At 59.3% G+C, this 25,415-nt stretch carries 25 protein-coding genes; 4 read left to right on the plus strand and 21 right to left on the minus strand.

The window, feature by feature from the left end:
- Positions 1-34: 34 nt before the first annotated feature.
- From H8B20_RS02960 to H8B20_RS02980, 5 genes are all read right to left on the minus strand, one after another.
- Positions 35-1,024: an ABC transporter ATP-binding protein gene (locus tag H8B20_RS02960; protein ID WP_210622300.1), complete on the minus strand. Its 990-nt coding sequence runs from the start codon at positions 1,022-1,024 to the stop codon at positions 35-37.
- Positions 1,021-1,821: an ABC transporter permease gene (locus H8B20_RS02965; RefSeq protein ID WP_042558409.1), complete on the minus strand. Its 801-nt coding sequence runs from the start codon at positions 1,819-1,821 to the stop codon at positions 1,021-1,023. Before H8B20_RS02965 ends, H8B20_RS02960 begins: the two co-directional genes overlap by 4 nt.
- The gene (locus tag H8B20_RS02970) at positions 1,808-2,644 is read right to left on the minus strand and encodes an ABC transporter permease (protein WP_162184598.1); all 837 of its coding nucleotides are present in this window, start codon (positions 2,642-2,644) and stop codon (positions 1,808-1,810) included. The genes H8B20_RS02965 and H8B20_RS02970 overlap by 14 nt, the downstream gene beginning before the upstream one ends.
- Positions 2,645-2,649: 5 nt before the next feature.
- On the minus strand, positions 2,650-3,456 hold the full coding sequence (locus tag H8B20_RS02975; protein ID WP_210622301.1) for an alkaline phosphatase family protein: 807 nt from the start codon (positions 3,454-3,456) through the stop codon (positions 2,650-2,652).
- Positions 3,457-3,636: 180 nt separating this feature from the next.
- Positions 3,637-4,704: an ABC transporter substrate-binding protein gene (locus H8B20_RS02980; RefSeq protein ID WP_047300342.1), complete on the minus strand. Its 1,068-nt coding sequence runs from the start codon at positions 4,702-4,704 to the stop codon at positions 3,637-3,639.
- A gap of 350 nt (positions 4,705-5,054) precedes the next feature.
- Between H8B20_RS02980 and H8B20_RS02985 the strand changes: the two genes are divergently transcribed.
- On the plus strand, positions 5,055-5,768 hold the full coding sequence (locus H8B20_RS02985) for a UTRA domain-containing protein (RefSeq protein WP_047300343.1): 714 nt from the start codon (positions 5,055-5,057) through the stop codon (positions 5,766-5,768).
- 178 nt (positions 5,769-5,946) lie between these two features.
- Here the strand turns inward: H8B20_RS02985 and H8B20_RS02990 are convergent, their stop codons facing one another.
- The 8 genes from H8B20_RS02990 to minC all read right to left on the minus strand — a co-directional run bounded on the left by H8B20_RS02990 (position 5,947) and on the right by minC (position 14,024).
- On the minus strand, positions 5,947-7,281 hold the full coding sequence (locus H8B20_RS02990; protein WP_210622302.1) for an amidohydrolase: 1,335 nt from the start codon (positions 7,279-7,281) through the stop codon (positions 5,947-5,949).
- Between the two features lie 66 nt (positions 7,282-7,347).
- Positions 7,348-9,501, minus strand: coding sequence for a mechanosensitive ion channel domain-containing protein (locus H8B20_RS02995; RefSeq protein WP_210622303.1), 2,154 nt, complete (start codon positions 9,499-9,501; stop codon positions 7,348-7,350).
- A 77-nt stretch (positions 9,502-9,578) separates the two neighbouring features.
- Positions 9,579-9,755 carry a hypothetical protein gene (locus H8B20_RS03000; RefSeq protein ID WP_162835980.1) on the minus strand — a complete coding sequence of 59 codons (177 nt, stop codon included), beginning with the start codon at positions 9,753-9,755 and terminating at the stop codon, positions 9,579-9,581.
- Between the two features lie 100 nt (positions 9,756-9,855).
- Positions 9,856-11,145, minus strand: coding sequence for a M18 family aminopeptidase (locus H8B20_RS03005; RefSeq protein WP_047300347.1), 1,290 nt, complete (start codon positions 11,143-11,145; stop codon positions 9,856-9,858).
- 178 nt (positions 11,146-11,323) lie between these two features.
- A complete protein-coding gene (locus H8B20_RS03010) occupies positions 11,324-11,959 on the minus strand; it encodes an RluA family pseudouridine synthase (RefSeq protein ID WP_210622304.1) in 636 nt (211 codons plus the stop codon).
- A gap of 91 nt (positions 11,960-12,050) precedes the next feature.
- Entirely contained in the window at positions 12,051-12,305 is a 255-nt protein-coding gene (gene minE, locus H8B20_RS03015; protein WP_003223146.1) for a cell division topological specificity factor MinE, read from the minus strand.
- Positions 12,305-13,117, minus strand: a complete 813-nt coding sequence (gene minD / locus H8B20_RS03020) for a septum site-determining protein MinD (protein WP_042558418.1) — start codon at positions 13,115-13,117, stop codon at positions 12,305-12,307. Before minD ends, minE begins: the two co-directional genes overlap by 1 nt.
- A 169-nt stretch (positions 13,118-13,286) precedes the next feature.
- Positions 13,287-14,024, minus strand: coding sequence for a septum site-determining protein MinC (gene minC / locus H8B20_RS03025; RefSeq protein ID WP_042558419.1), 738 nt, complete (start codon positions 14,022-14,024; stop codon positions 13,287-13,289).
- Between the two features lie 117 nt (positions 14,025-14,141).
- Between minC and H8B20_RS03030 the strand changes: the two genes are divergently transcribed.
- Positions 14,142-15,074, plus strand: a complete 933-nt coding sequence (locus H8B20_RS03030) for a lipid A biosynthesis lauroyl acyltransferase (RefSeq protein ID WP_210622305.1) — start codon at positions 14,142-14,144, stop codon at positions 15,072-15,074.
- A 35-nt stretch (positions 15,075-15,109) separates the two neighbouring features.
- Positions 15,110-16,282 (plus strand): patatin-like phospholipase family protein, encoded by a 1,173-nt coding sequence (locus H8B20_RS03035; protein ID WP_210622306.1) that lies wholly within the window; start codon positions 15,110-15,112, stop codon positions 16,280-16,282.
- A gap of 137 nt (positions 16,283-16,419) precedes the next feature.
- On the opposite strand, the gene H8B20_RS03040 is transcribed toward H8B20_RS03035, so the two are convergent.
- The 8 genes from H8B20_RS03040 to puuE all read right to left on the minus strand — a co-directional run bounded on the left by H8B20_RS03040 (position 16,420) and on the right by puuE (position 24,586).
- Entirely contained in the window at positions 16,420-17,205 is a 786-nt protein-coding gene (locus tag H8B20_RS03040; RefSeq protein ID WP_042558422.1) for an outer membrane protein OmpK, read from the minus strand.
- Between the two features lie 372 nt (positions 17,206-17,577).
- Positions 17,578-18,363, minus strand: a complete 786-nt coding sequence (locus H8B20_RS03045; protein ID WP_210622307.1) for an outer membrane protein OmpK — start codon at positions 18,361-18,363, stop codon at positions 17,578-17,580.
- Positions 18,364-18,521: 158 nt separating this feature from the next.
- Positions 18,522-19,880 carry a nucleobase:cation symporter-2 family protein gene (locus tag H8B20_RS03050; protein WP_042558424.1) on the minus strand — a complete coding sequence of 453 codons (1,359 nt, stop codon included), beginning with the start codon at positions 19,878-19,880 and terminating at the stop codon, positions 18,522-18,524.
- Positions 19,881-20,047: 167 nt separating this feature from the next.
- Positions 20,048-21,361 carry a urate hydroxylase PuuD gene (locus H8B20_RS03055; protein WP_047300351.1) on the minus strand — a complete coding sequence of 438 codons (1,314 nt, stop codon included), beginning with the start codon at positions 21,359-21,361 and terminating at the stop codon, positions 20,048-20,050.
- A gap of 50 nt (positions 21,362-21,411) precedes the next feature.
- Entirely contained in the window at positions 21,412-21,915 is a 504-nt protein-coding gene (locus H8B20_RS03060; protein ID WP_150595646.1) for an ureidoglycolate lyase, read from the minus strand.
- Positions 21,916-22,062: 147 nt separating this feature from the next.
- Positions 22,063-23,058 carry an allantoicase gene (alc, locus tag H8B20_RS03065; protein WP_210622308.1) on the minus strand — a complete coding sequence of 332 codons (996 nt, stop codon included), beginning with the start codon at positions 23,056-23,058 and terminating at the stop codon, positions 22,063-22,065.
- Positions 23,059-23,147: 89 nt separating this feature from the next.
- Positions 23,148-23,663, minus strand: a complete 516-nt coding sequence (gene uraD / locus H8B20_RS03070; RefSeq protein ID WP_210622309.1) for a 2-oxo-4-hydroxy-4-carboxy-5-ureidoimidazoline decarboxylase — start codon at positions 23,661-23,663, stop codon at positions 23,148-23,150.
- Positions 23,660-24,586 carry an allantoinase PuuE gene (gene puuE, locus H8B20_RS03075; protein WP_042558428.1) on the minus strand — a complete coding sequence of 309 codons (927 nt, stop codon included), beginning with the start codon at positions 24,584-24,586 and terminating at the stop codon, positions 23,660-23,662. Before puuE ends, uraD begins: the two co-directional genes overlap by 4 nt.
- 442 nt (positions 24,587-25,028) lie before the next feature.
- On the opposite strand from puuE, the gene uraH reads away from it, so the two are divergent.
- Complete coding sequence (uraH, locus tag H8B20_RS03080) at positions 25,029-25,382, plus strand: hydroxyisourate hydrolase (protein ID WP_042558430.1); 354 nt, start codon at positions 25,029-25,031, stop codon at positions 25,380-25,382.
- Positions 25,383-25,415 lie beyond the last annotated feature (33 nt).

A 25,415-nucleotide genomic window follows, 5' to 3' on the forward strand; every position in this document is an offset into this window, starting at 1 on the left:
CAGTGCGATTCTCTCTTCAACGTCAGCAAAGTCATCAGGCTACCTCACACAGGGCCGTCGGATCGATGGAAAGCGCCAGACGCTGACCGTCGGGATGCAGATCGGCGGCCGAGCGATTGAGCACGTCCACTACCAGTTCCACGCCGCGTGCTTCAACGCGATATCGGATGACGTTGCCAAGCAGGCTGTGGCTGCGGATCTGCGCGTCGAGCTCGCCGTTGAGGCTCAACTCGATGGCTTCCGGGCGAATGGCGATGCGGTGATTGATCGGGCGCTGCAACAGCTTCGATGCTTGCTCTGCTTCGAGCAGGTTGTAGTTGCCGATGAAGCCCGCAGCGAACACATCGACCGGCGCCGTATACAGGGTTTCAGCATCGCCACTTTGTACGATTTTTCCCTGATTCATGAGGAAAATCCGGTCAGACATGGTCAGCGCTTCTTCCTGGTCGTGTGTAACGAAAATCGTGGTCAGGCCAAGTTCGCGCTGGATCTGGCGAATCTGCTCGCGCAGGTGTTTGCGAATTCGCGCATCAAGTGCCGACAGTGGTTCATCCAGCAACAACAATCGCGGGCGAGTCACCAGCGAGCGGGCCAAGGCAACGCGCTGACATTGGCCGCCGGACAGTTGATGCGGGTAACGGCCAGCGAAGTCGTTCAGTTCAACGAGTTTCAACACCTCGGTAACCCGTTTGTGGCTGTCGTCGGCGTTGACCTTTTGCATGCGCAGGCCGAACGCGACGTTCTGTTCCACGGTCATGTTGGGGAACAGCGCATAGCTCTGGAACACCATGCCGATGCCACGCTTCTGCGGACTGAGCGGCACGATATCGACGCCATCAAGCAATATCTTGCCGCCATCCACCGATGTCAGGCCGGCGATGCAACGCAGCAGGGTGGATTTGCCGCAACCGGAAGGGCCGAGCAGGGTGACGAATTCGCCCTTGTTGATTTCGCAGTCGATATCGCTGAATACGGTAGTGCCCGCATAACTTTTCTGCAGATGTTGGACGCTGACATAGCTCATTCGCTTTTGTCCTTGTTCAAGATGTTGGCGATCCAGGTCAGGACCAGCACGAATAAGAAGTAGGATATAACCAGCGCACTGGTGAAGTGCCCGCTGCTGTTGCGCATGTTGTTCAGATAGACCTGCAGGGTTTCGTAGCGGGTGCCGACGAGGATGTTGGCAAACACGAACTCACCGAACAGGAACGAGAACGACAGCAGCAACGCCACCATCAGGCCTTTGCGCAGGTTCGGCAGTACCACCAGAATCGCCGCCTGAAAGGTGCTGGCACCGAGCAGTTGTGCAGCGTCCATCAGGTCGCGCAGGTTGATCGCTTGCAGGTTGTTGGTAATCGCCCGGTACATGAACGGCAGCGCCACGGTGAAGTAGCAACCGATCAAAATCCACGGCGTGCCGACCATTGCCATCGGTCCGGAACCGTACAGTTGCAACAGGCCTACGGACGACACCACTGGCGGCACCGCGAAGGGCAGAAGGATGAGGATGTTCATCAGCGCATCGAGTTTCGGGAAGTGGTAATGCACCACGAACAACAGCGGCAGGATCAACACCACCGACAGCACCAGCGCGCCGACACACACCAGCAGTGACTGGCCGAAAGCGTGGAGGAAACGCGGGTCGCTCCACAACTGGATGTACCACTTGAAGGTAAAGCCGCTGGGCAGAATGGTCGCCGACCAACTGCTGGCAATCGAGTAGATCAGCGTGCCCACCAGCGGCAGCAAGAGGATGGCGAACAGCAGGTAGACCACGACGCGGTGGTAGATGCCGACCGGGCCGGATTCAACGCGAGACATGGTAGCTCCTCTTCAACAGCAGTTGATGCACGACGGTGACGATGGTCATCAGCGCGACCAGCACCACGGCCAGCGCACTGGCCAGATTCGGATCGAGCGAAATATCGCCGGAAACCATCGCGGCAATGCGGATCGGCAGCACGTTGAAGTTGCCCGTCGTCAGCGCATACACCGTGGCATAAGCGCCGAGGGCGTTGGCCAGCAGTATCACGAAAGTACCGAGCAGTGCCGGGGTCAGTACCGGTAAGCCAATGTGGCGCCAGAACTGCCAGCCGTTGGCGCCGAGCAGCGCGGCGGACTCGCGCCAGTCTTCACGCAAGGCATCGAAGGCCGGGTAGAGCAGCAGCACGCCGAGGGGAATCTGGAAATAGGTGTAGAGGATGATCAGCCCGGTTTTCGAGTACAGGTTGAAGTCCTCAATGATCCCGGCCTGCTTGAGCATGATCGTGATGCTGCCGTTGAAACCGAGCAGGATGATGAACGCGAAAGCCAGGGGCACACCCGCAAAGTTGCTGGTCATGTTGGCGAAGGCATTCACAAAATTGCGCAGTTTCGAATCCACCCGGCGCAGGGAATACGCGCCCAGTACGGCGATGATGATGCCGAATACGCTCGACCAGAAACTGATCTCGAGGCTGTACTGGATCGCCTGCAAATAGAATTTTGAACTGAAGATTTTGGTGAAGTTTTCAACGCCCCAACCGAACTCCTCCGATTGCAGGCTGTTGATCATCACCCAGATCAGCGGGGCGATTTCGAAGACGATAAAGAATAAAGCGAAGGGCACAAGGCACAGGGCTGCCAGCCATTTGCCGCGAGTCATAGCGTTCACTTGAGCAGCTCCCGGCACACAGGTTTGTCGTGGGGCACGCCTAGTAGTTCGCAGACCGTGCCGCAGATTTCGGTCTGCTTGGGGACAGCGCCTGCGTTGAGGCTGAAGGCGTCACCGAGGACGAACAGCGGCACCTGGCGTTCTTCAGGCAGCAGGCCGTTGTGCGAGCGGTCGTTGTTCATGCCGTGGTCGGCGGTCACCAGCACCTGATAACCCGCGTCGAGCCAGCCCTGCAAATAGTCGGCGAGGATGATGTCGGCCGAGCGCGCGCTGTTGCGGTACTGCGAGCTGTCGAGGCCGTGTTTGTGCCCGGCGTCGTCGATGTTCATCGGGTGGATCAGCAGGAAGTTTGGCGCGTGGCGCAGGCGCAGGTTTTCCGCATCGGCGAACAGGTGCGAATCAGGGTAGTGATCGTTCCAGTAGAAATGTCCGTGCTGGATCGGCAGCGATGGGTCGTCGGTGTGACGGTCGCGTGCGGCCACAAATGGCGAGCGGTTGTACAGCTCGCTGACCCAGTGATAAGCCGCCGCTGCGGTTATCAGGCCGGCGTCGCGGGCGTAGTGATAGATGCTGCGCTGACTGGACAGGCGCGAGACGTTGTTGTGGACGATGCCGCTGTCGATGGGCGGCACGCCGGTAAGAATGCATTCATAAAGCGGTCGGGACAGGGCCGGCAACTCGCACTCCAACTGATAGAGCGCGGCGCGTCCTGCGCCAACGTAAGCCTGCAGATGCCCCATGGCGTGGCGCGCGACTTCATGGCTGAGGCCGTCGAGCACGACAAGGATGACGTTGTGCTTCATAGGGGCAAAAACTCCGCGAAACAGGAAACTTCAAATTCAACCCGGATCCCCTGTGGGAGCGAGCCTGCTCGCGAATGCGCCAGATCATTCAACATTGATGTCGACTGACACAACGCCTTCGCGAGCAGGCTCGCTCCCACATTTGGATCTCAACAGATTACGCAGTAGGGATCAGCCGCCTTATTTCATCTCTACGATGACTTCTTCGTTCCACTTCTGCGGCAGAGCTTTCGAGGTCTTTTCCCAGGCATCGGCGTCCTTGATCGGGGTGACCTTTTTGTACTGCTCGTTCGGCAGCAGTTTGGCCTTCACGTCTTCCGGCAATTGCAGGTGTTCGGCACGGATCGGACGCGCGTTGCCGCGAGCGAGGTTGGTCTGGCCGGCGTCGCTGAAGATGTATTCGCGGGTCAGCTTGGCGGCGTTGGGGTTTTTCGCATACTTGTTGATGATGGTGGTGTAGCCGGAAATCACCGAACCGTCGGACGGGATCAGCACCACGTAGTCATCCGGGTTGGCCATCTTGGCTTTGTAGCTCAGGCCGTTGAAGTCCCAGACCACGCCAACTTCGATCTCGCCTTTTTCCATGGTGGCGATGGTCGGGTTGGCCATCGACAGACGACCTTGCTTGGCGATGTCTGCGAAGAGCAACAGGGCAGGCTGAATGTTTTTCTCGTCGCCACCGTTGGCCAGTGCTGCGGCGAGAACGCCGTTGGCAGCTTGTGCGGCGGTGCTCACGTCACCGATGGAAACCTTGTATTTGCCGCCCTTGAGGTCAGCCCATTTGGTTGGCACTTCGGAACCGTGCAGCAGCTTCTTGTTGACGATGAAGGCGATGGTGCCGGTGTAGGCCAGTGCCCAGTTGCCGTCCTTGTCCTTGGCCCAGTCCGGGACTTGATCCCAGGTGCTTGGCTTGTAGGGTTGCACCACGCCTTGCTTGACTGCGATCGGGCCGAAGGCAGCACCGACGTCGCCGATGTCTGCGCTGGCGTTGTCTTTTTCTGCGGCGAACTTGGCGATTTCCTGAGCCGAACTCATGTCGGTGTCGATGTGTTTCAGGCCGTATTTTTTGGCCAGGTCTTCCCAGGTGCCTTTCCAGTTCGCCCAGTCATCGGGCATGCCGACGCTGTTGACGGCGCCTTCCGCTTTCGCAGCGGCTTCGAGGGTTTTCAGATCGGTGTCGGCCGCCATGGCGGCGGTGCACATGGCAATGGTCGAGCCTAACAGTGTTGCCAGGAAAAGCTGTTTCATTCCGAAGCTCCTTGGTCGTGTTCAACGCTGCGATTGCGGTTTGTGTTGGTCTAGGTCAGCAATACCTGAGCCAATTTAAGGGGGCTGGATGACACTTTGATGTCGGTGACCTGGCGTCAGGCCTTTTTTTTGCCCGGTTTTTGCGGCTGCTCGATAAGCGTAGACCATGCCCAAAGCCCCGGAGGGCAGGGATTTGGCCGATGTATTGCAAGTCGTGAGTGCGACCGTTGAGCCGTTTTGTCATCTCTCGGTCATCTGCACTGCCTAGGCTTGCAGCACATGGAAACGGCGTGATCGTCGTGCAGTCTTGCCCCGAAACAGTGCTGGTCTAGTCCAGATAGGTAACGTTGATGCGCGATGAGGCAACAAAAGCGGTGACAGCGATCGGCCAGGTGTTGCAGGAGCAACTCGACCACGGACTTTTGGCGCCCGGCAGCAAATTGCCGGCCGAGCGCAAGCTCAGTGAGTTGTTCGGCACGACGCGGATAACTGTGCGTGAGGCGTTGTTGCAATTGGAGGCGCAGGGCCAGATTTATCGTGAGGAGCGGCGGGGCTGGTTCGTTTCGCCGCCGCGTCTGGCGTACAACCTGATGCAGCGCAGTCACTTTCACGCGATGGTCAGTGCGCAGGGACGGGTACCTTCGACCGAGGTTATTTCAGCCCGACTACAACCGGCTTCGGCGGCGGTGTGTGCGTGGTTGCAACTGCCGGCGTTGTCGAGTGTGATTCAGATTTGTCGGTCGCGGCGGATTGATGGGCGGCTGGTGCTTTATGTTGAGCATTATCTGAATCCGCAGTTTTTTCCGGGGATTCTGGAGTTTGATCTGAATCAGTCGATTACCGAGTTGTATGCGCGGCATTACGATTTGCACTATGGGCGGGTGCGGTTCGAGATTGTGCCGACGTCTTTGTCGGTGGATGCGGCGGCGGCTTTACGGGTATCTGTTGGGAGCCCGGGGTTGCGGATTGCCCGGGTTAATTATGATCAGCATGAGCGGTTGATTGATTGTGATCTGGAGTTTTGGCGACATGATGCGATTCACGTAGGGGTTGATGTGGTTTGAGGGTTTTGGGTAAATATCCGTTGCCACGGTAGAGAAGCAACAGCGCAGTGCTGCTTTTTGCGGGAGCTGGCTTGCCAGCGATGGCGCCCTTGCGACCGTCCAGTCTCTGCCAGGCTGCACACGGTCCAAATGTGGGAGCGAGCCTGCTCGCGAAAGCGCCCCCACGTTCACCTCAAGCTTATTTACCCGCCCCCGCATTGGCATACAAATAATCCGTCGCCAGCGAGGCCAATGTCCTCACCCCCACCACCAACGCCGACTCATCCACAAAGAACCCCGGATTGTGGTTCGGTGCAGCCTTGCTCATGTCCTGATCTTTTGGCGTCACACCCAGAAATACAAACAATCCCGGCACTTCTTTGGCGAAGAACGAGAAGTCTTCCGCGCCACCCACCAGCGGCGCATTCACCACGTCATCCCTGGCTGCCCACTTCAATGTCGGCAGCATTTTGTCCGTCAGCGCCGGGTTGTTTATCGTCGGGTCGTATTTTTCGATGATGGTGACATCGGCTTTCGCACCGCCACTTTCAGCGATTTTCTCGATGGTCTGGCGTACGTCGGCGTGCAGTTTCTGACGGATGCCGTAGTCGTACGAGCGGATGGTGCCGGTCATGTCGACTGATTCGGGGATGATGTTGTAACGCGTGCCGCCATTGATGGTGCCGATGCTGACCACCGACGGATAAGACGAAATATCGGTGCGGCGGCTGACCACGGTTTGCAGGCCGACGATGGTTTGTGCACCGACGGTGATCGGGTCGATGCCGTCCCACGGGCGGCCGGCGTGGGTTTGTTTGCCAAGGATTTTGATGCGCAGGTCATCGGAGCTGGCGAGGGTGGCGCCGGGCCGGTAGGCGATCTGGCCGGCGGGGATGCCGGCCCAGACGTGCAGGCCGAAGACGGCGTCGGGTTTCGGCGATTTCATCACGCCTTCCTCGACCATCATTTTCGCGCCCCAGGTGTTTTTGCCGTCGGGAATGAAGTCGCTTGGGCCTTCTTCTGCCGGTTGGAAATAGAACACCACGGTGCCGGGCAGGGTGTCGCGCATGCCTGTGAGAATTTTCGCTGTGCTGAGCAGGATCGCGGTGTGGGCGTCGTGGCCGCAGGCGTGCATGACGTCGACTTCTTTGCCGAGGTAGGTGCCTTTAGCTTTGGAGGCGAATGGCAGGTCGGCGATTTCCTTGACTGGCAGTGCATCCATGTCGGCGCGCAAGGCCACGGTCGGGCCGGGCAGGCCACCCTTGAGGATGGCGACTACGCCCGTGCGGGCGACGCCGGTTTTGACTTCCAGGCCCAGGGCTTTCAGTTGCTTGGCGACCAGTTCCGATGTGCGTTTTTCCGTGTTGCCCAGTTCCGGGTGGGCGTGGAGGTCACGGCGGGTTTCCAGCAGTTCGGGTTCGAACTGTTTGGCTTGTGCGGCGATCTGTTCACGGGTGCTTTCCATCGTTGCCGCACTGGCGTGGCTGGCGAACAGAGTGAGCAAAACGGCTTGGGCAATGCGTGTCAGCTGCATCGGGTTTCTCCATGGTTATTGTTTTTCTGGCTTCCCTGCCTGTGACCCAAGTGTCGCTGCGAAGTGCTATTCCTTCGGCTGGCCACCACCGGCGGTGATCACTTGCACGCTCATGCGTGGCGTTGCCAGGTCCAGCCCGGCTTCGTCCAGATGTCGTTTCAGGGAAAGGTTAAACGCCCGCGAGACTTCCCACTGTTTGATCGGCGCAGTCTTGAATCGCGCGCGGAGGATCGCACTGCCGGATTCGAAACTTTCCACGCCTTGAATCTCCAGTGGCGACCAGATGTTGCGGCGTTGCAGCGGGTCGGTGCGCATTTTCTGGCCGACGTCGCGCATGAGTTTGATCGCGTCATCGATTTCCATGTTGTACGGCACGGCGACGCGGAAGATCGCGTAGCCGAATTCCCGCGAGTAGTTTTTGATGCTTTTGATTTCACTGAACGGGATGGTGTGGACGATGCCGTCGATGTCACGCAGGCGTACGGTGCGGATGGTCAGGCCTTCGACGGTACCGAGGTGGCCGCCGACATCGACGTAGTCGTCGATGGCCAGCGAGTCTTCGATGATGATGAACAGGCCGGTGATCAAATCCGCGACCAGTGACTGCGCGCCGAAACCGATGGCCAGACCGATGACACCGGCACCGGCCAGCAGTGGCGTGACGTTCATGCCCATGTTCGCCAGAGCGACGATCAGCGCGATGATGAAAATCGTCACGAACAGCACGTTACGGATCAGCGGCATCATGGTTTGCGCGCGTGCGTTGGCCAGGCCTTTGCGCGAGCGGGTGAGGGCGTGGTGCACGGCAGTGTCGGCGAGGATCCAGATCAGCCAGGAGAAAATCAGTGTGCCGATCAGGCTGAACAGTTTGACGCTGATGTCATGGCCGTCACCTTCGGCGAAACCGATCAGCGACTGGCCCCAGACGCGCAGGCCGAGTTCGATGAATACCAGCCACACGAACAGATGCGCGAGGGTATAGAAGAAGTTTTTCAGGCGCTCGGAATAGAGCGCGTGGCGTTTCGGCCCGCGTTGCGGTTTGAGTGAGTGACGGCGGACGAGGCCGTTTATCACCATGCACAACACCAGCAGCACGGTGCAAATCAGCGACTGGCGCAGCGCGGTGCTGGTGTCGCCAGCGGAAACGAAAGTGGCGAACAGCGAGATGCCGACCAGCACCAGCGCTGGCACGTACCAGAAGGTGCCGAGGATTTCGATGGTGTCGCTGAGGGCGCGGCGGGTCAGGCGGCGGGACAGCGGCTGGTTGCGAATCAGGTGCGCTACCGGCCGGCGGAAACGCAGGATGAACAATCCGGTCGACAGTGCCGCGAGCACATTGGCGATGGTCGCGGCAGTGTGCGCCAGATGCACGCCGAGTCCTTCGACCAGTCGCGGGTCGCTCAGGGCTTCACCGAACGCGGCGAAGCTGCCGATCAGCCACAGCGGCCGAAACGCCTGGTGGCGCAGGATGTACAACGCGCGATGGCGGTGCGGGCCGTCGAGCAGGGAAAAGGCGATGACGCAGATCGCCGAGAAGCAGGTGCCGACCACCAGCGCGTAGGCCAATAGCATCGCCAGGCTTTTGCCCAGTGACGATGGCAGCGCGTAGCTCATGTAAACGGTGATCACCAGGGCGATCAGCCACGGCCCGAGTTTGCGTAAAGCGAAGCGCAACATGTCGAGGGCCTTGGGGTGTTGCGGCAGTTCTTCGGTGAGACCGAAGCGCATGCGTACGCGATGGCCGAGCCAGATCAGCGCGGCGGCGAGCAGGCTCCAGACCATCAGAATGATGGCGAAGGCAAAGATGATGGGCAGCCATTCGCTGGCCGGCAGTATCAGCGCCTTGAACTCATCCTTGGCCAGATCGAACTCGCTGGACCAGCGCGTCACCGGGCTGTCGGCGCCGGAGAACTGTTTCTCGAAATTGCTCAGTGTGCCGCCAATCAGGCCGAGCACGCCTTGTTCAGGTGAGGCCTGGGCTTTTTTCGTGGCGTCGCGGAGTTTCTTCAGATCGGTCAGCAACTGCGCGCGTTGCTTGTCGTTTTCCAGCGACTTGATGACTTCGTCGAGGGACTGCCCGAGCGGTTCCTGGGCTTCGGGCTGCGCCTTGCCGGTGTTGAGCAGGCCCGGCAGACCGACCGCGTGGGCAGGCGCCACTGGCAGCAACGTCATCAGGCAGATGAGGAAAATACAGGGCAGAGCAAACAGACGAGCAAACACTAGGCGGTCAACCTCGCAAGGGGCGGATTCGCTGAAGTGTACGAGCCCGCCGAAAGCAATGCGAGCCGGGCGCGGTTTTATTCGTTGAGTTTGGCGAGGATCTTGTAGACCACGGTGGCGAGGATCGTCAGCATGCCGATCCACATCGCGAACACACCCGCGTTCTTGTCGCGGAAGTTGAAACCGATGGCCAGCAGGATCATTCCGCACAGGATGGGAATGAGCATGGCGTGGAAAGAGGACATCGAGATCATGGTGACTGCCTTGTCGAAATGAATGATGTAAGTCTAGGCCGCTTCGGGCTGATCGGTATTGATCTGTGTCGGAGCTGCCTTCGGCAGCTCCTAGAGTGGGTCAGGGCAAATCGCGGCAGGCGTAGAACGCGCTCAGCACTTTGACCAGGTGCGCCAGGTCATGGCTGCCGCACAGTTCGCGGATCGAGTGCATGGCGAACGTCGGCAGACCGATGTCGACGGTGCGCACGCCCAGGTGGCTGGCGGTGATCGGGCCGATGGTCGAGCCGCAGCCCATGTCGCTGCGCACCACGAAGCTTTGCACCGGAACTTCTTCAGCCATGCACAGATGACGGAAGAACCCGGCGGTTTCGCTGTTGGTGGCGTAGCGCTGGTTGCTGTTGACCTTGATCACCGGGCCGGCGTTGAGTTTCGGGCCGTGGTTGGCGTCGTGTTTGTCGGCGTAATTGGGGTGCACGCCGTGGGCGTTGTCGGCCGAAACCAGCAGGGATTTCTGAATGGTACGGACGAACTCATCACCTTCGGGCAATAGACGACGCAGGGTCTGCTCGAGCATCGGGCCATCGGCACCGCAGGCCGAGCAGGAGCCGACTTCTTCGTGGTCGTTGGCGACCAGGACGCAGGTCTCGTCGGTTTCGGCAGTGAGCAAGGCTTGCAGGCCGGCGTAGCACGACAGGAGGTTGTCGAGTCGCGCGCCGGCAATGAAGTCACCGTTCAGCCCAATGACTGCAGCGCTCTGCGTGTCGTAGAAACTCAGCTCGTAATCGAGCACGACGTCGGCGTTCAGACCATGTTCGCGCGCCAGTTGATCGGTGAGCACGGCACGGAAATCGACGCGCTCGTCACCGGCGAACTGCGCAAGAATCGGCGGCAATTCGGTCTGGGCATTGATCGCCCAGCCCATGTTGGCTTCACGGTTAAGGTGAATGGCCAGGTTGGGGATGATCGCGATGGGCGCCTTGAAGTCGATCAACTGGCTTTCGACTTTGCCATCGCGGCGGAAGGTTACGCGGCCGGCCAGCGAGAGGTCACGGTCGAACCACGGCGCCAGCAGCGCACCACCGTAGACTTCAACACCCAGTTGCCAGAAGCCCTGGCGTTGCAGTTCCGGTTGCGGCTTGACCCGCAGGCACGGGCTGTCGGTGTGTGCGCCAACCAGGCGGATGCCACCGTGCAGCGGCGAGTTGCGGCCCATTTTGATCGCGACAATCGAGGAGTCATTGCGGGTGACGTAGTAGCGGCCGTTGGCCTCGGTGGTCCATGGCTCGCGCTCGTCGAGGCGCACAAAACCGGCAGCCTCCAGACGTTGCACCAGGCTGGCGGTAGCGTGGAACGGGGTAGGGGAGGCCTTGAGGAAGTCGATCAGGCCTTGGTTCAACTCTTCGCGCATAAGAAGCTCCAGACAGCAATGGGCGGGAGTTTAACGCATTGACCAGGGAATTGAATCTGCACCGGGTCCCTGTGGGAGCGAGCCTGCTCGCGAAAGAGATTGATCAGTCAACATCAATACTGAATGTGATACCGCTTTCGCGAGCAGGCTCACTCCTACAGGGTTTCTGCGGTGCTTGTCAGAACGGGGCCGGGCACTCGAAGCGCAGGCGTTCGCTGGTTTGCGGATGGGTGAAGCTGAGCATGCTCGCGTGCAGACACAGGCGTGGCCAGGCGGCGAGCGCTTGCTCGTGTGCGTAGAGGCCGTCACCGAGCAGCGGATGCCCGATCGACAGCATGTGCACCCGCAACTGGTGCGAACGGCCGGTGATTGGCGTCAGCTCGACGCGACACCAGTCGCCGCAACGCTCCAGCACACGCCAGAAGGTCAGCGCATGTTTGCCGAATTCGTGATCGACCACGTGACGTGGCTTGGTGGGCGGATCGTAGCGCAGCGGCAGGTCGATGCTGCCACTGTCCAGTTCCGGCTGCCCCCAGGCCAACGCTGTGTAGGCCTTTTCGGTTTCGCGGTCGTGAAACTGGCGCGACAGTTCGCGATGGGTATCGGCGTCACGGGCGAGCAGAATGATCCCCGAGGTTTCCCAGTCCAGACGGTGGACGATGCGCGCTTCAGGGTAGCCGTTTTCCTGCAGGCGGGTAATCAGGCAGTCCTTGTTGTCGTCGGCGCGGCCGGGCACCGAGAGCAGCAGGGTCGGTTTGTTGACCACCAGTACGGCGGCGTCCTGATGGAGGATGTGGATGTTGGACAACGGCATTAAAACAGCCTCGTAACAAATGCCAACGGCGGCTCAGAACCATTCCGGGGTCGGAATGGCCCTGAGCCGCCGTAGCGACTACCGGATCGGCTTAACGATCAGGCAGGGTGATGTTGAGTTCCAGAATCGAGCAACTGCCCTGGCTTTCCAGTGCAACATGTACGTCGTCGTTACCGATGTTGACGTACTTGCGGATCACGTCGACCAGTTCCTTCTGCAAGGCTGGCAAGTAATCCGGCGTGCTGCGCTGGCCGCGCTCATGCGCCACGATGATCTGTAGACGCTCTTTCGCTACCGAGGCGGTACTTGGCTTTTTGTTGGCACGAAAGAAGTCAAAAAGGTTCATTACCTACCTCCAAACAGGCGCTCGAAGAATCCCTTCTTCGTAACATCGAGGAAACGATGTTCTTTTTCTTTGCCCAGCAGACGATCAACGGCATCGCTGTAGGCCTGACCGGCATCGCTTTGGTCGTCGAGAATAACCGGGACACCCGAGTTGGAAGCCTTCAGGACAGCCTGGGATTCCGGAATGACACCCAGCAGGGTCACTGCCAGGATTTCCTTCACGTCTTCGACGCCCAGCATTTCGCCATCACTGACGCGCTGCGGGTTGTATCGGGTCAGCAGCAGGTGTTCCTTGATCGGCTCTTCGCCTTGTTCGGCACGACGCGACTTGCTGGCCAAGAGGCCGAGCATGCGGTCGGAGTCACGTACCGAGGACACTTCCGGGTTGGTCACGATGATCGCTTCGTCGGCGAAGTACATGGCCAGGTGTGCACCTTTCTCGATGCCTGCCGGGGAGTCGCACACCACGAAGTCAAAATCTGCCTTGAGTTGCATCAGGACTTTTTCCACGCCTTCGACGGTCAGCGCGTCTTTGTCGCGGGTCTGACTGGCGGCCAGTACGTAGAGGTTTTCCAGGCGCTTGTCTTTGATAAGGGCCTGTTGCAGGTTGGCTTCGCCGTTGACCACGTTGACGAAGTCATACACCACGCGGCGCTCGCAACCCATGATCAGGTCAAGGTTACGCAAGCCCACGTCGAAGTCGACGATCACTGTTTTGTGGCCGCGCAGAGCGAGGCCGGTACCGATAGCGGCGCTGGTGGTGGTCTTACCCACACCACCCTTGCCGGATGTAACCACGAGAATCTTGGCCAAGGTGTTTCACCCCTAAGGAAGAAGGACTGTTTAGCCCCTGAAAAACATCTCTTGAAAACTACTGCAGTCGGACAGCCTTGGCTGGAATTTGGCTTTTGGCCTTTTTCCTACTTCGTTTGAGCCGTTTTCGCTACGTTTTAGAGATGCTTGGAAAATGCGGCAGTATCCGTTAAAGCCGAATGATGTTCAACACGTCGCCCGACAGGCTGACCTGTACGCCCGAGCCCCACATGGGGTCGCGACGCAAATCTTCGGAAACCTTGTAATGACCGGCGATGGAGATCAGTTCAGCGCTCAATTGCTGACAGAAAATCCGTGCCTTGGTATCGCCCTTCACGCCGGCCAGCGCCCGGCCACGCATTGGGCCGTATACATGGATGTTGCCATCGGCGAGAAGTTCCGCGCCCGGACTGACCGACGAAACCACAACCAGATCGCCACCCTGGGCATATATCTGTTGGCCACCACGCACTGGCGTCGTGATGACACGGGTCGGCTTGATGGTCGGCTCTGGCGGTTTTTCCGGCTTCTTTTTGACTTCGACTTCCGGGGTTTCCAGCGGTCGTTCACGGGCGCCGGACGGCGGCAGCACCGGGATGTCGATGGCGATGGCGGCGGCGATGTCTTCGATGCGGCTGGCGCGAATCGCCAGGGTGCGCAGGCCATGTTGACGGCATATGCGCATCAGCCCTGGCAGATCGACGGCGCCTTCGCCGGGCGGCAGTTTGTCCAGCGCCAGGACCAGCGGTGCATTGCTGAAAAAATTTGGCGCCTGTGCGACTTTGGCGGCCAGTTGCCGATCAAGGCTTTCGAGATCGTTGCGGGACAGCTCCAGCACGGTAATGGCCAGCATGCTGCCCTTCAACTGGAACACGGGATCTTGGTCTGGCGATTGGATTTGGCTCATATCGGCATACAACGGCTTGTCACTAAAAGTGCCGAGACTTATAACGAGAACGCCCGCGAGCCGCAAGCCGGGTCGAACGATGTAGAATGCGCGGCCACTGTATTTACGGAAGCTTTAATGGATCGCCCGCGTTTTCGAAAAGCATTTCTTGCTCCACGCTTCTGGCCGCTCTGGTGCGGTCTGGGGCTTTTGTGGCTGATTGTGCAGTTGCCGTATCCGGCACTGCTGACCATCGGTCGAGTTTTGGGCGCGTTGATGTATCGCGTGGCCGGCGACCGGCGGCGCATCGCCAAACGCAATCTGGAATTGTGCTTCCCGGAAAAGTCCGCCGCCGAGCGCAAGCGTCTGCTCAAGGAAAACTTTGCCTCAACCGGTATCGCTTTTTTTGAAATGGCGATGAGCTGGTGGTGGTCCCGCGAGCGCCTGGCAAAACTGGCGCACATCGAAGGTCTTGAGCATTTGCAGCAGGCTCAGCGCGAAGGTAAAGGCGTGATCCTGATGGCGGCGCACTTCACCACCCTGGAAATCGGCGCGGCGCTGCTCGGCCAGCAACACACCATCGACGGCATGTACCGCGAACACAAGAATCCGCTGTTCGATTTTGTTCAGCGTCGTGGGCGCGAGCGGCACAATCTCGATTCGCTGGCGGTGGAGCGCGACGACGTGCGCGGCATGCTCAAGTTGCTGCGTTCAGGTCGGGCTATCTGGTACGCACCGGATCAGGACTACGGCGCCAAGCAGAGCATCTTCGTGCCGCTGTTCGGCATTCAGGCCGCCACCGTGACCGCGACCAGCAAGTTTGCACGGTTGGGCAAGGCGTTGGTGGTGCCGTTTACTCAGGAGCGTCTGGCCGACGGCAGCGGTTACCGCATGGTCATCCATCCGCCGCTGGAAGGTTTCCCCGGTGAGACCGAAGAGGCCGACTGCATCCGCATCAATCAGTGGGTCGAGAGCGCGCTGCGGGACTGCCCCGAGCAATACCTGTGGGCGCATCGCCGCTTCAAGAGCCGTCCGCCGGGCGAGCCGAAGTTGTACGCCAAACGCGGTTGATTGACCCATCCCCCTAAGCACCATGGAGTGTTGCGATGAGCCCTGTTGAACCGGTCACAGGTTTGATTCTTTCCGGCGGCGGGGCTCGGGCGGCCTATCAGGTAGGGGTGTTGGCGGCGATTGCAGAGTTGCTGCCATTGGGTGCGGACAATCCTTTTCCAGTGATCGTCGGCACCTCGGCCGGGGCGATCAATGCGGTCAGCCTGGCCAGCGGCGCCACCGATTTTCGCGCCGCCATCGAACGCCTCACACTGTTCTGGCAGGGCTTTCGCAGCCATCGCGTGCTGCGCAGTGACTGGCCTGGCGTGATCCATCAGGCCAGTCGGTTTGTCAGCCATAGCTTGCTCGGCATCGGTCGACAAATGCCGGTGGCGCTGCTCAACAGTTCGCCACTGCGCGATCTGCTCAATGAAAAACTGCACCTGCCCGGCATCGCCGAATCCATCGCTCAAAAGCAATTGCGCGCCGTGGCGGTGACCGCGTTCGGCTACGAATCGGGGCAAGCGGTGACGTTCTACCAGGGCGGCGGCGTGATCGATGCGTGGCTGCGTCATCGGCGCATTGGCGTGCCGACGCAGTTGTCGGTGGAGCATCTGTTGGCCAGTTCGGCGATTCCGTTGCTGTTCGCGCCGGTGAAGATTGGCGAGGAGTATTTCGGTGACGGCGCGGTGCGCCAATCGGCGCCGATCAGCCCGGCGCTGCACCTGGGCGCGACTCGCGTGCTGGTGGTGGGCGTCAGCGGCAACCCGCGCGGGGTTGATCCGCAGCAGCCGCTGGAACGCACCTACACCGGTCAGCAGCCGACGCTGGCGCAGATCGGCGGGCACATGCTCAACAGCACGTTCATTGACAGTCTGGAGAGCGACATCGAGTTGCTTCAGCGCTTGAACCAGTTCAGCCATTTGATGCCCGATGGCACGCCGACCCGCGCATTGGGCGTGGCGCCAGTGGAGGTGCTGGTGATTTCGCCAAGTCAGCCGATCGATGAGATCGCGGCGCGGCATCGCCAGGAATTGCCGGCGGCGTTGCGGTTGTTTTTGCGTGGACCGGGTGCGACCAGGACGAGTGGGGCAGGGGTGTTGAGTTACCTGCTGTTCGAGGCGGGGTATTGCAGCGAGCTGATTGATTTGGGGCGGCGGGATGCGTTGGCCAAGCGTGAGGAGCTGTGCCGGTTTCTGGGGCTGTCCGAAGCGGTGGTTCCAGCCTGAGATCGGTGGTGCGGCAATCGCTGGCAAGCCAGCTCCCACAGGGCTTTGCGTCGTAAACAGATTTTGTCTACGCCAAAGAACTTGTGGGAGCTGGCTTGCCAGCGATGGCGTCCTTGCAGACGCCACTTATACCCGCATCAGAAGTGGAACTTCACCAGGAAGTTGGTCACGCTCTGATTGGTCTTGAACGCACCGGTGTCGTCGATCCCGTACTTGTCTTTCCAGTAATCGTATTCAACACCCACATACAACTGCTTCTCGCCATAACTCAACGCCTTGCCCAAGTCGTATTTGACCTGTGGGTTGAAGTGCAGGTTGGCGTGGTAGTCGCCTTTGGAGTTGGAATCGTTGTCGGTCACCCAGTCCATGTAGCCGTCGATCAGGATGTTCGAATTGCCCACCGGCACGGTGTAGGACCACACCGGCGTGATCTGCCAGACGTTGTCACCGGCGCGCGAGCCTTCGGTGTGACGCTGGTAGAAGTTCAGCTGGAAGTAGTCGAAGCCCGGGATGGCCAGGTCGAAGCCCGGACCGATCAGGTAGGACTCGGTGTCACCCTCGCCGAACTCGTAAGTCATCGCCAGCAGGACATCTTTGATCGGGCCGAACTCGATCTTCTGGTCGAGAACCTTGCCCAGCGAGATGCGTGGCTGGAACTCGCCGTAGTAGGTGTTCGGACCGTTGTTGAAGTCCTTTTCACCGTTGTAGAAGATCTTGTCGAGGAAGAAGAAGTTGTCCCCGTACTTCCATCCGTCAGCGTGCTCAAAGGTGACGGTCTGCTGGATGCGCGGGTTGACCTGGAAGTCCTTGCCATAGAGGTAAGTCAGGCTGTTGTCCTGCCATTGCAAGAGGCCTTCGGCCATGGCCTGCCCCCCGGCCAGCAAGGATCCCGCAAGCATCAGGCTGGTGCACATACGTTTCATTCGGTTGCTCCCAAAGTAGGTGTTCCACGTTTATTTTTTTGATCGGCGCTCTGGTGTGGCGCCTTTTTTCGTTGCTGCAAAAAGTCATCCGATCGGTCAGCTTGTTTGCTGTTAGCAAGAGCTGAGCCAAGGCTTTTCGAAAAGCAAAAAAACGCCCGTCGGCTGATGAAAAACAGTCGATTGAGCGTGTTTTCGGGGTGCCTCGGTACTGACCGGGGCCGGGATAAGTTGGCCCGCTGGTCAGGAATTAAATTCGGGCTTTTTTTTAGACCGAATTCAAGAGGCCGCGGAGAATACTGACTCGCAGGCCTCGTCTCAAGTGCCCCGCAACAGAGCACCGACGACAGGCGTGGGGCACGGTTGCGGGCCATCTTAGAAGTGCACCTTCACCAGCAGGCTGGCGGTGTTCTGATTGGTGTCGAAGTTATGGCTGTTTTCGACGCCGTATTTGTTCTTCCAGTAGCTGTATTCGGTGCCGACATACAGCTGCTTCTGACTCCAGCCCAGGGCTTTGCCCAGGTCATATTTGATCTGCGGATTGATGTGCAGATTGGCGTGGTAGGTGCCGCGCGAGTTCTCGTCGTTGTCGACCACCCAATCCAGATAACCATCGATCAGCAGGTCGGAATTGCCCACCGCAATGCTGTAGGACCAGCCGGGCGTGATCTGCCAGACGCCATCGCCGGGGCGTGGGCCTTCGGTCTGGCGGCGGAAGATGTTCAGGGTGACGTAATTGAAGCCAGGCACTTTGAGATCGAAGCCGGGGCCGATCAGGTAGGCCTCGCTTTCACCTTCGCCGTATTCGTAGGTCATCGCCAGCAGCACGTCCTTGATCGGGCCGAACTCGATTTTCTGGTCGAAGATCTTGCCGAAGGAGAAGCGCGGGGTGAATTCACCGTAGAAGGTGTGCGGGCCTTTGTTGCGGTCTTCCTGGCCGTTGTAGAAGATTTTGTCGACGAACAGAAAGTTGTCGCCGTACTTCCACTTGTCGGCGTGCTCGAAGGTCACCGTCTGCTGGATCGACGGGTTGATCGCGAAGTTCTTGCCGTACAGGTAGCTGAGGCTGTTGGTCTGCCAGAGCAATAAATCGCCGGCCATGGCCTGGGATGCGGCGAGCAGGCCGCCGCTCAATAGCAAACTCGATTGCGTGCGAATCATCTGTTGCTCCCTCTTGTTCTTATTTTTCAGGCGCAGAGCTGCTTTCCCCTGTGGGAGCGAGCCTGCTCGCGAAAGCGGTGTATCAGTCAACGAGAGTGTTGAAGCTGATGACGTCTTCGCGAGCAGGCTCGCTCCCGCAGGTTTTGTGGAGACTTCGTTTAGTGCGAGTGCGCGTTACAGTCGTTGATCGCGGCGCGCTCGGCGCCGCCAAGAATGTTGAACAGCAGATTCAGCGTCAGCGCGCTGAGCGTTGCCATGGCGATGCCGCTGTGGGTGATCGGGCTCATCCACATCGGCAGATGTGCGAAGAACTCCGGCCGCACCACCGGGATCAGGCCCATGCCGATGCTCACCGCCACCAGCAACTGGTTGCGCCGGTCACCGATATCGGCTTCCTGAAGGATCTTGATCCCGGTCGCGGCGACCATGCCGAACATCGCAATCGCTGCGCCGCCGAGTACCGCTGAAGGAATCGATGCCACCAGGAACGCGGCTTTGGGCAGCAGGCTCAGGACGATCAGCAAGCCGCCGGCAACGATGGTCACCGAACGGCAGCGCACACCGGTCATCTGCACCAGGCCGATGTTCTGTGCGAATGATGAGTGGGTGAAGGTGTTGAAGAAACCGGCGAAGAACGAGGCGCCGGCATCGCACAGCAAACCGCGACGCAGCATGCGCGGGCAGACTTCCTGACCGGTGATTTTGCCCAGTGCGAGGAACATCCCGGTGGACTCCACGAAGATGATCACCACCACCAGACACATCGACAGGATCGGTGCGAGTTCGAACTTCGGCATGCCGAAATGCAGCGGAGTGACGAACTGAACCCACGGCGCAGCGGCCATGCCGCTGAGGTCGACCATGCCGATCGCGCCGCAAAGCACGTAGCCCAGGCACATGCCGATCAACACGGAGATGTTCACCCAGAAACCGCGCATGAAACGGTGGACCAGCAGGATGGTGGCCAGCACCAGTGCGGCAATGGCCAGATAAATCGGTGAACCGAATTGTTCGGCATCAACGCCGCCACCGGCCCAGTTTACGGCCACGGGGAACAGCGACAAACCGATCGAGGTGATGACGGTGCCCGTCACCAGCGGCGGGAAGAAGCGCACGACCTTGGACATGAACGGCGCGATGATCATGCCGAAGAATCCGGCGGCGATCGTCGCACCGAAGATGCCTTGCAGACCGATACCGGGCATGCCGGCCATGGCGACCATGCTGCCGACAGCGGCAAAACTGGCGCCCATCATCACCGGCATGCGAATGCCCATCGGGCCGATACCGAGCGACTGCACGATGGTGGCGATACCGGCGACCAGCAGGTCGGCGTTGATCAGGAAGGCGATTTCTTCACGACTCAGGCCAGCGGCCTGTCCAATGATCAGCGGCACCGCAATGGCACCACCGTACATCAGCAGAACATGTTGCAAACCGACCAGAATCAGTTGCAAAAGGGGCAAACGCTGAATGGCGGGTGCGTCGGGGATGCGCGCTTTGGACAGCTCGGACATGCAACACCTCGGATCTTTTTATTCTTGTGATTAACAGCTGCCGGGTGGCTCACAGCTGTTTCTTTGCATCAGGTCAATCACGTTGCGGCGAATCGCTGGCAAGCCAGCTCCCACACAGGCAGTGCAAAACCCTGTGGGAGGTGGCTTGCCAGCGATGCTTTCAACGGTTAGTTGGTCTGAGCTCCCTGGGCGATCCATGCACCGATCAGGTCACGTTCCTGCTGGGTCATCTGTGTGATGTTGCCCAGTGGCATGATCTGCGTGGTGATGGCCTGCGCCTGGATCCGCGCCGCGTTCTGGCGGATCTGCTCAGGGGTGTCGAGCATCACACCGGCCGGAGCTGCGCTGAACAACGGGCTGGTTGGTTTGGCCGAGTGACAAACTGTGCAACGCTCTTGAATCACGTTGTGCACTTTGTCGAAGCCTGGGCCGGCGTTGGAGGCTTGCGCTGGTGCTGCTGCAGGTTCGGCAGGTGCAGCAGGTTGCGCCGCTTCAGCCGGTTTCAAGCCACCGCCCACTGCAGTTTCCGGCAATGGCTGGTACTCGATTTTCGCTGGAGCCTTGGCCACTTCCGGTGCGGTAGACATCGGCGCAGGGCCGGTGACGTACGCCAGAGTGATCATGCCCACCGCTGCAACAGGCAGCGTCCAGGCAAACTTGTGGCTGTCGTGACGGGTGTTGAAGTAGTGACGCACCAACACTGCAAACACCGCGATTCCGGCCAGGATCAACCAGTTGTACTGGCTGCCATACGTGCTCGGGAAGTGGTTGCTGATCATGATGAACAGCACCGGCAGGGTGAAGTAGTTGTTGTGACGCGAACGCAGCAGGCCTTTGGCCGGCAGCGCCGGATCCGGCGTGCGGTTCTCGGCAATCGCCGCTACCAGTGCCCGTTGCGCCGGCATGATGATGCGGAACACGTTTCCGACCATGATGGTGCCGATGATCGCGCCAACGTGCAGGTATGCACCACGACCGCTGAACACCTTGCTGAAGCCATACGCCGCGCCGATGATCAGCACGAACAGGATGAAGCCGAGCAGGGCAGGGCGTTTGCCCAGCGCCGAGTCGCAAAGGAAGGAGTAGACGAACCAGCCGACGAACAGAGAGCCAATGCCCAATGCAACGCCTTCAGGGCCGGTAAGGCTGCTGCCCGGTGCCAGCAGGTACAGCGTCGGGTTGTAGTAGAAGACTACGCACAGCAGCGCGATCCCCGACAGCCAGGTGAAGTAGGCTTCCCATTTGAACCAGTGCAGGTTGTCCGGCATGGTCGGGGGAGCCAGTTTGTATTTTTCCAGGTGATAGATGCCGCCACCGTGGATCGCCCACAGATCACCGGCCAGACCGGTTTTCGGGTTGACGCGGTTGAGGTTGTTCTCCAGCCAGACGAAATAGAACGACGCACCGATCCAGGCCACGCCAGTAATCATGTGAACCCAGCGCACGCTCAGGTTCAGCCATTCCAACAGATGTGCTTCCACAGTCTTTACCTCTCGCCTGTCACTCTGTTGTCGAGTGATCAGACCTTCTCTTATTGGTGGGGGGCGAGGATCAAACGCTCATCCTCTTTGAAAAAATGCTCATCGCAGTTATTGCCTGTGCCACTGCGATCAACCACCAGGAAGTCATCCCGCTTTTCGATCGTCAGCACCGGATGGTGCCAAACGCCGCGATGGTAATTAATGCCCTGCCTGCCGTTGGTGACGAAGGCGCGGACCAAGCCTGATACAGGTTCATCGCCAATGGGCGCGACCACGATCAGAAAGGGGTTGCCGAGCAGCGGAATGAAAGCCTGGCTGCCCAGCGGATGGCGTTCCAGCATGCAAACGGTCAGCGGCATGTCCTGCGCGTCGGCGCGGAAGATGCTGATGATCGCGTTGTCCTCCGGCGTGGCCGTTTCGACCGTCGCCAGTTTATGGAAGCGCATGGTCGAACCGTTGTTGATCATGAAGTGATCGCTGCCGTCGGTTTCGATCACGTCACCGAAAGGGGCGAAGGCTTCTTTGCTCAGCGGTTCAATCGTCAGTGTGCGCATGCTGTTCTTCTTATCCGAATTCTGTGTTGTTCAACTTGTCAGTGCGTCTTGCGCGATCCCTGTAGGAGCTGGCGAAGCCTGCGATCTTTTGATTTTGTTTTTAAGATCAAAAGATCGCAGCCTGCGGCAGCTCCTACAGGCTCAGCATTACTTCGCGACCTTGCCCAGTACGCGCAGGCGACTCACACCACCATCCGGGAACACGTTCAGGCGAATGTGGGTGATTGGGCCCAGAGCCTTGATCTGCTCGACGAAGGTGTGTTCGGCGTGCATTTCCAGTTTCTGGCTTGGCAGCAGATCGCGCCAGAACAGCGACTGGGTTTCGATCTGGCTGTCAGTACCGCCCTTGACGAACGCACCCTGAATCGAGCAAGTGTCCGGGTAGTTGCCCTTGAAGTGCAGGGTGTCGACGATGATTTTTTCGATCTCGCCCGGGTGGCCCAGTGCGACGATCACCCAGTCATTGCCCGGCGTGCGACGACGTGCAGTTTCCCAGCCGTCGCCCATGTTGATGCCACGGCCCGGGTTGAGGATGTTGCTCATGCGGCCGAAGTGTTCGTCGGAGCAGGCGAGGGCGCGGCCACCGTTAAGGGCTGCTGCCAGGTCGATTTGCTCGTTGTCGCCAACGGCCGACCAGTCGCGATGCGGCACACCGTACACGCGCAGACGGGCAACACCGCCGTCCGGGTAGATGTTGAAGCGCAGGTGGCTAAACGCTTTGTCGTTGCTGATTTCGTGGTAGTGGTGGCTGTTGCCTTGCAGCTCGACGGCCGACAGCACTTCAGTCCACTGGGTGTTTTCGTCAGGCTCGCCCGACGCCAGGAAGCACGCTTCCAGAGAGGCCGATGGCGGGAAGTTGCCGGTGAAGAATGAAGTGTCGATGTCCACGCCTTTGATCGAACCCGGAACGCCCAGGCGAATCACGGCGCTGTCGAAGCCTTCGAAGCGCTTGCGGCGCGATTCCCAGCCGTCCATCCACTTGCCGTTGTCATCGAACACGCCCTCCTTCCATACGGCCGGGGTCGGTTGGAACAGACGATTGGCGTCTGCGAACCAGTCATCGGTGACCGAGATGATTTTGGTGCCCAGACGGGCATCGGCCAGGTTGACGAACTTCTCGAAAGGTACGGCGTAAGCTTTCATTCTTCTTGTCTGCCTTTAAATAAGTTGGCTGGGGATGCTTGCAAGACCCTGGGCATTCTCCGCGTCTGACATGCTCGGGTCAGGCTTCGCTAGAGGGTCAGTAAACGGAACAGGGCGATCTTGTTGATCTCCGCCAGCGCGCATTTGAATTCGGCTTCCACCGAATTGTGAATACGCGTTTCGAACGCCGCGAGGATCTGATGCCGGTTGCTGCCTTTTACCGCCATGATGAAGGGAAACTTGAACTTGGCTTTGTAGGCGTCGTTCAGCTCGGTGAAGCGCTGGAACTCTTCGGCCGTGCATTGGTGAATACCGGCGCCAGCCTGTTCATTGGTGCTGGCTTCGGTCAGTTCGCCCTGGACGGCGGCTTTGCCGGCCAGGTCCGGGTGAGCGTTGATCAGTGCCAGTTGACTGGCGTGATCGGCGCTCAACAGGATGTCGCTCATGCGCTGGTGCAGGGTTTCGATCTCGTCGATCGAAGCGTCTGCGCCCAGGTCGTAGGCCTTCTCGGCCACCCATGGCGAATGCTCGTAGATGTCGGCGAAGGCTTTGACGAAGGCGTCGCGGCTCAGGGTCGACGGTTGCAGGGTTTGAAAGCGGCTCATTTGGCGGCCTCTTGGTGCGGGTGGGTTTCGTGCCAGTGACGCGCGATGTCGACGCGACGGCTGAACCACACCTGTTCATGGCTTTTGGCGTATTCGATAAAACGCTTGAGCGAAGCGATGCGACCCGGGCGGCCGATGAGGCGGCAGTGCAGACCGATCGAGAGCATCTTCGGCGCTTCAGCACCTTCGGCGTAGAGCACGTCGAACGCGTCTTTGAGGTATTCGAAGAAGTCGTCGCCCTTGTTGAAACCCTGCACCTGAGTGAAGCGCATGTCATTGGTGTCGAGGGTGTACGGGATCACCAGGTGCGGCTTGCCGGTCGGGTTGTTCGGTTCCCAGTAGGGCAGGTCGTCGTCGTAGGTGTCGCAGTCGTAGAGGAAACCACCTTCTTCCATGACCAGGCGACGAGTATTCGGGCCGGTGCGACCGGTGTACCAGCCCAACGGGCGCTCGCCGGTGAGTTCGGTGAGGATGCGGATGGCTTCGAGCATGTGCTCGCGTTCCTGCGCCTCGTCCATGTACTGGTAGTCGATCCAGCGGTAGCCGTGGCTGCAGATCTCGTGACCGGCCTCGACCATCGCGCGGATCACGTCCGGGTGGCGCTGGGCGGCCATCGCGACGGCGAAGATGGTCAGCGGAATATCGAATTCCTTGAACAGCTTGAGGATCCGCCAGACGCCCGCACGGCTGCCATACTCGTAAAGCGATTCCATGCTCATGTTGCGCTCGCCTTGCAGTGGCTGGGCAGCAACCATTTCAGAGAGGAACGCTTCGGATTCTTTGTCACCGTGCAGAATATTGCGCTCGCCGCCTTCTTCGTAATTGAGCACGAAAGACAGGGCTACACGGGCATTGCCCGGCCAGTGTGGGTGAGGAGGGTTACTGCCGTAACCGATCAGGTCGCGTGGGTAGTCAGCGCTCACTGCAGTCTTCCTTCTTGTTCATGACTTATTCAAAGTCGGGATTACGTGGCTGCCTGGCGATGAGATTGCAGGCTGGCGTCACAGCGATGGGCTGATTGTATACAACTTTAATCGCACTTTGTAAGCCTGAATTTTCGCATTTTTCACCGACTGTCATCTTTTGCTGCTATTGGCGTGAGCGTGCAAGAAACCTGCCTGACTAGTCAGTTAATGGATGTAAGGTGCAATGTTCATGCGCTTGCGGGGTAGACCGGGAGAAAAGCCCGGGATGGCGGGGACAAAGCAAAAAATGTCGTTTTTATTGTGTACAATTTTTTTGAAAAGTGTCTTAATCAGTCGCTCGCCGCAGCTTTTCGTGCTCCGAATCGGTGCGGTCTCCTTTTCAACTGACTTCGGGAGGCGCGAAGTCTGACTGCTCCATGCAGGCAGGCGCGCAGAATCAATGGGACGTTTGACTACACACGTTTTGGACGCTGCACACGGTTGCCCGGGCAGCTCGATCAAGGTCGAGTTATACCGCGTTGAAGGTTCGCAGCTGGAATTGGTCGCCAGCGCGACAACCAATAGCGATGGCCGGGTCGATGCGCCGCTGTTGCAGGGCGATGACTACCGTACCGGGGTTTATCAGGTTCAATTCCACGCTGGCGATTACTACCGCGCCCGTGGTGTGCAACTGCCGGAGCCGGCGTTTCTGGATGTGGTAGTGCTGCGGTTCGGCATCTCTGCCGAACAGGATCACTACCACGTTCCATTGCTGATCTCGCCTTACAGCTACTCCACGTATCGGGGCAGCTGACCCCCAAGCGGCTGCCCCTGCCGGGAAGCGACT

Origin of the sequence: Pseudomonas sp. P42 (assembly GCF_017973755.1) — a bacterium.
Taxonomy (GTDB): domain Bacteria; phylum Pseudomonadota; class Gammaproteobacteria; order Pseudomonadales; family Pseudomonadaceae; genus Aquipseudomonas; species Aquipseudomonas iridis.

Coding starts and splice junctions, on each gene's coding strand:
- H8B20_RS02960 (WP_210622300.1), bottom strand. CDS start 1,024: ATGAGCTATGTCAGCGTCCAACATCTGCAGAAAAGTTATGCGGGCACT.
- H8B20_RS02965 (WP_042558409.1), bottom strand. CDS start 1,821: ATGTCTCGCGTTGAATCCGGCCCGGTCGGCATCTACCACCGCGTCGTG.
- H8B20_RS02970 (WP_162184598.1), bottom strand. CDS start 2,644: ATGACTCGCGGCAAATGGCTGGCAGCCCTGTGCCTTGTGCCCTTCGCT.
- H8B20_RS02975 (WP_210622301.1), bottom strand. CDS start 3,456: ATGAAGCACAACGTCATCCTTGTCGTGCTCGACGGCCTCAGCCATGAA.
- H8B20_RS02980 (WP_047300342.1), bottom strand. CDS start 4,704: ATGAAACAGCTTTTCCTGGCAACACTGTTAGGCTCGACCATTGCCATG.
- H8B20_RS02985 (WP_047300343.1), top strand. CDS start 5,055: ATGCGCGATGAGGCAACAAAAGCGGTGACAGCGATCGGCCAGGTGTTG.
- H8B20_RS02990 (WP_210622302.1), bottom strand. CDS start 7,281: ATGCAGCTGACACGCATTGCCCAAGCCGTTTTGCTCACTCTGTTCGCC.
- H8B20_RS03000 (WP_162835980.1), bottom strand. CDS start 9,755: ATGATCTCGATGTCCTCTTTCCACGCCATGCTCATTCCCATCCTGTGC.
- H8B20_RS03005 (WP_047300347.1), bottom strand. CDS start 11,145: ATGCGCGAAGAGTTGAACCAAGGCCTGATCGACTTCCTCAAGGCCTCC.
- H8B20_RS03010 (WP_210622304.1), bottom strand. CDS start 11,959: ATGCCGTTGTCCAACATCCACATCCTCCATCAGGACGCCGCCGTACTG.
- minE (WP_003223146.1), bottom strand. CDS start 12,305: ATGAACCTTTTTGACTTCTTTCGTGCCAACAAAAAGCCAAGTACCGCC.
- minC (WP_042558419.1), bottom strand. CDS start 14,024: ATGAGCCAAATCCAATCGCCAGACCAAGATCCCGTGTTCCAGTTGAAG.
- H8B20_RS03030 (WP_210622305.1), top strand. CDS start 14,142: ATGGATCGCCCGCGTTTTCGAAAAGCATTTCTTGCTCCACGCTTCTGG.
- H8B20_RS03035 (WP_210622306.1), top strand. CDS start 15,110: ATGAGCCCTGTTGAACCGGTCACAGGTTTGATTCTTTCCGGCGGCGGG.
- H8B20_RS03040 (WP_042558422.1), bottom strand. CDS start 17,205: ATGAAACGTATGTGCACCAGCCTGATGCTTGCGGGATCCTTGCTGGCC.
- H8B20_RS03045 (WP_210622307.1), bottom strand. CDS start 18,363: ATGATTCGCACGCAATCGAGTTTGCTATTGAGCGGCGGCCTGCTCGCC.
- H8B20_RS03050 (WP_042558424.1), bottom strand. CDS start 19,880: ATGTCCGAGCTGTCCAAAGCGCGCATCCCCGACGCACCCGCCATTCAG.
- H8B20_RS03060 (WP_150595646.1), bottom strand. CDS start 21,915: ATGCGCACACTGACGATTGAACCGCTGAGCAAAGAAGCCTTCGCCCCT.
- alc (WP_210622308.1), bottom strand. CDS start 23,058: ATGAAAGCTTACGCCGTACCTTTCGAGAAGTTCGTCAACCTGGCCGAT.
- uraD (WP_210622309.1), bottom strand. CDS start 23,663: ATGAGCCGCTTTCAAACCCTGCAACCGTCGACCCTGAGCCGCGACGCC.
- uraH (WP_042558430.1), top strand. CDS start 25,029: ATGGGACGTTTGACTACACACGTTTTGGACGCTGCACACGGTTGCCCG.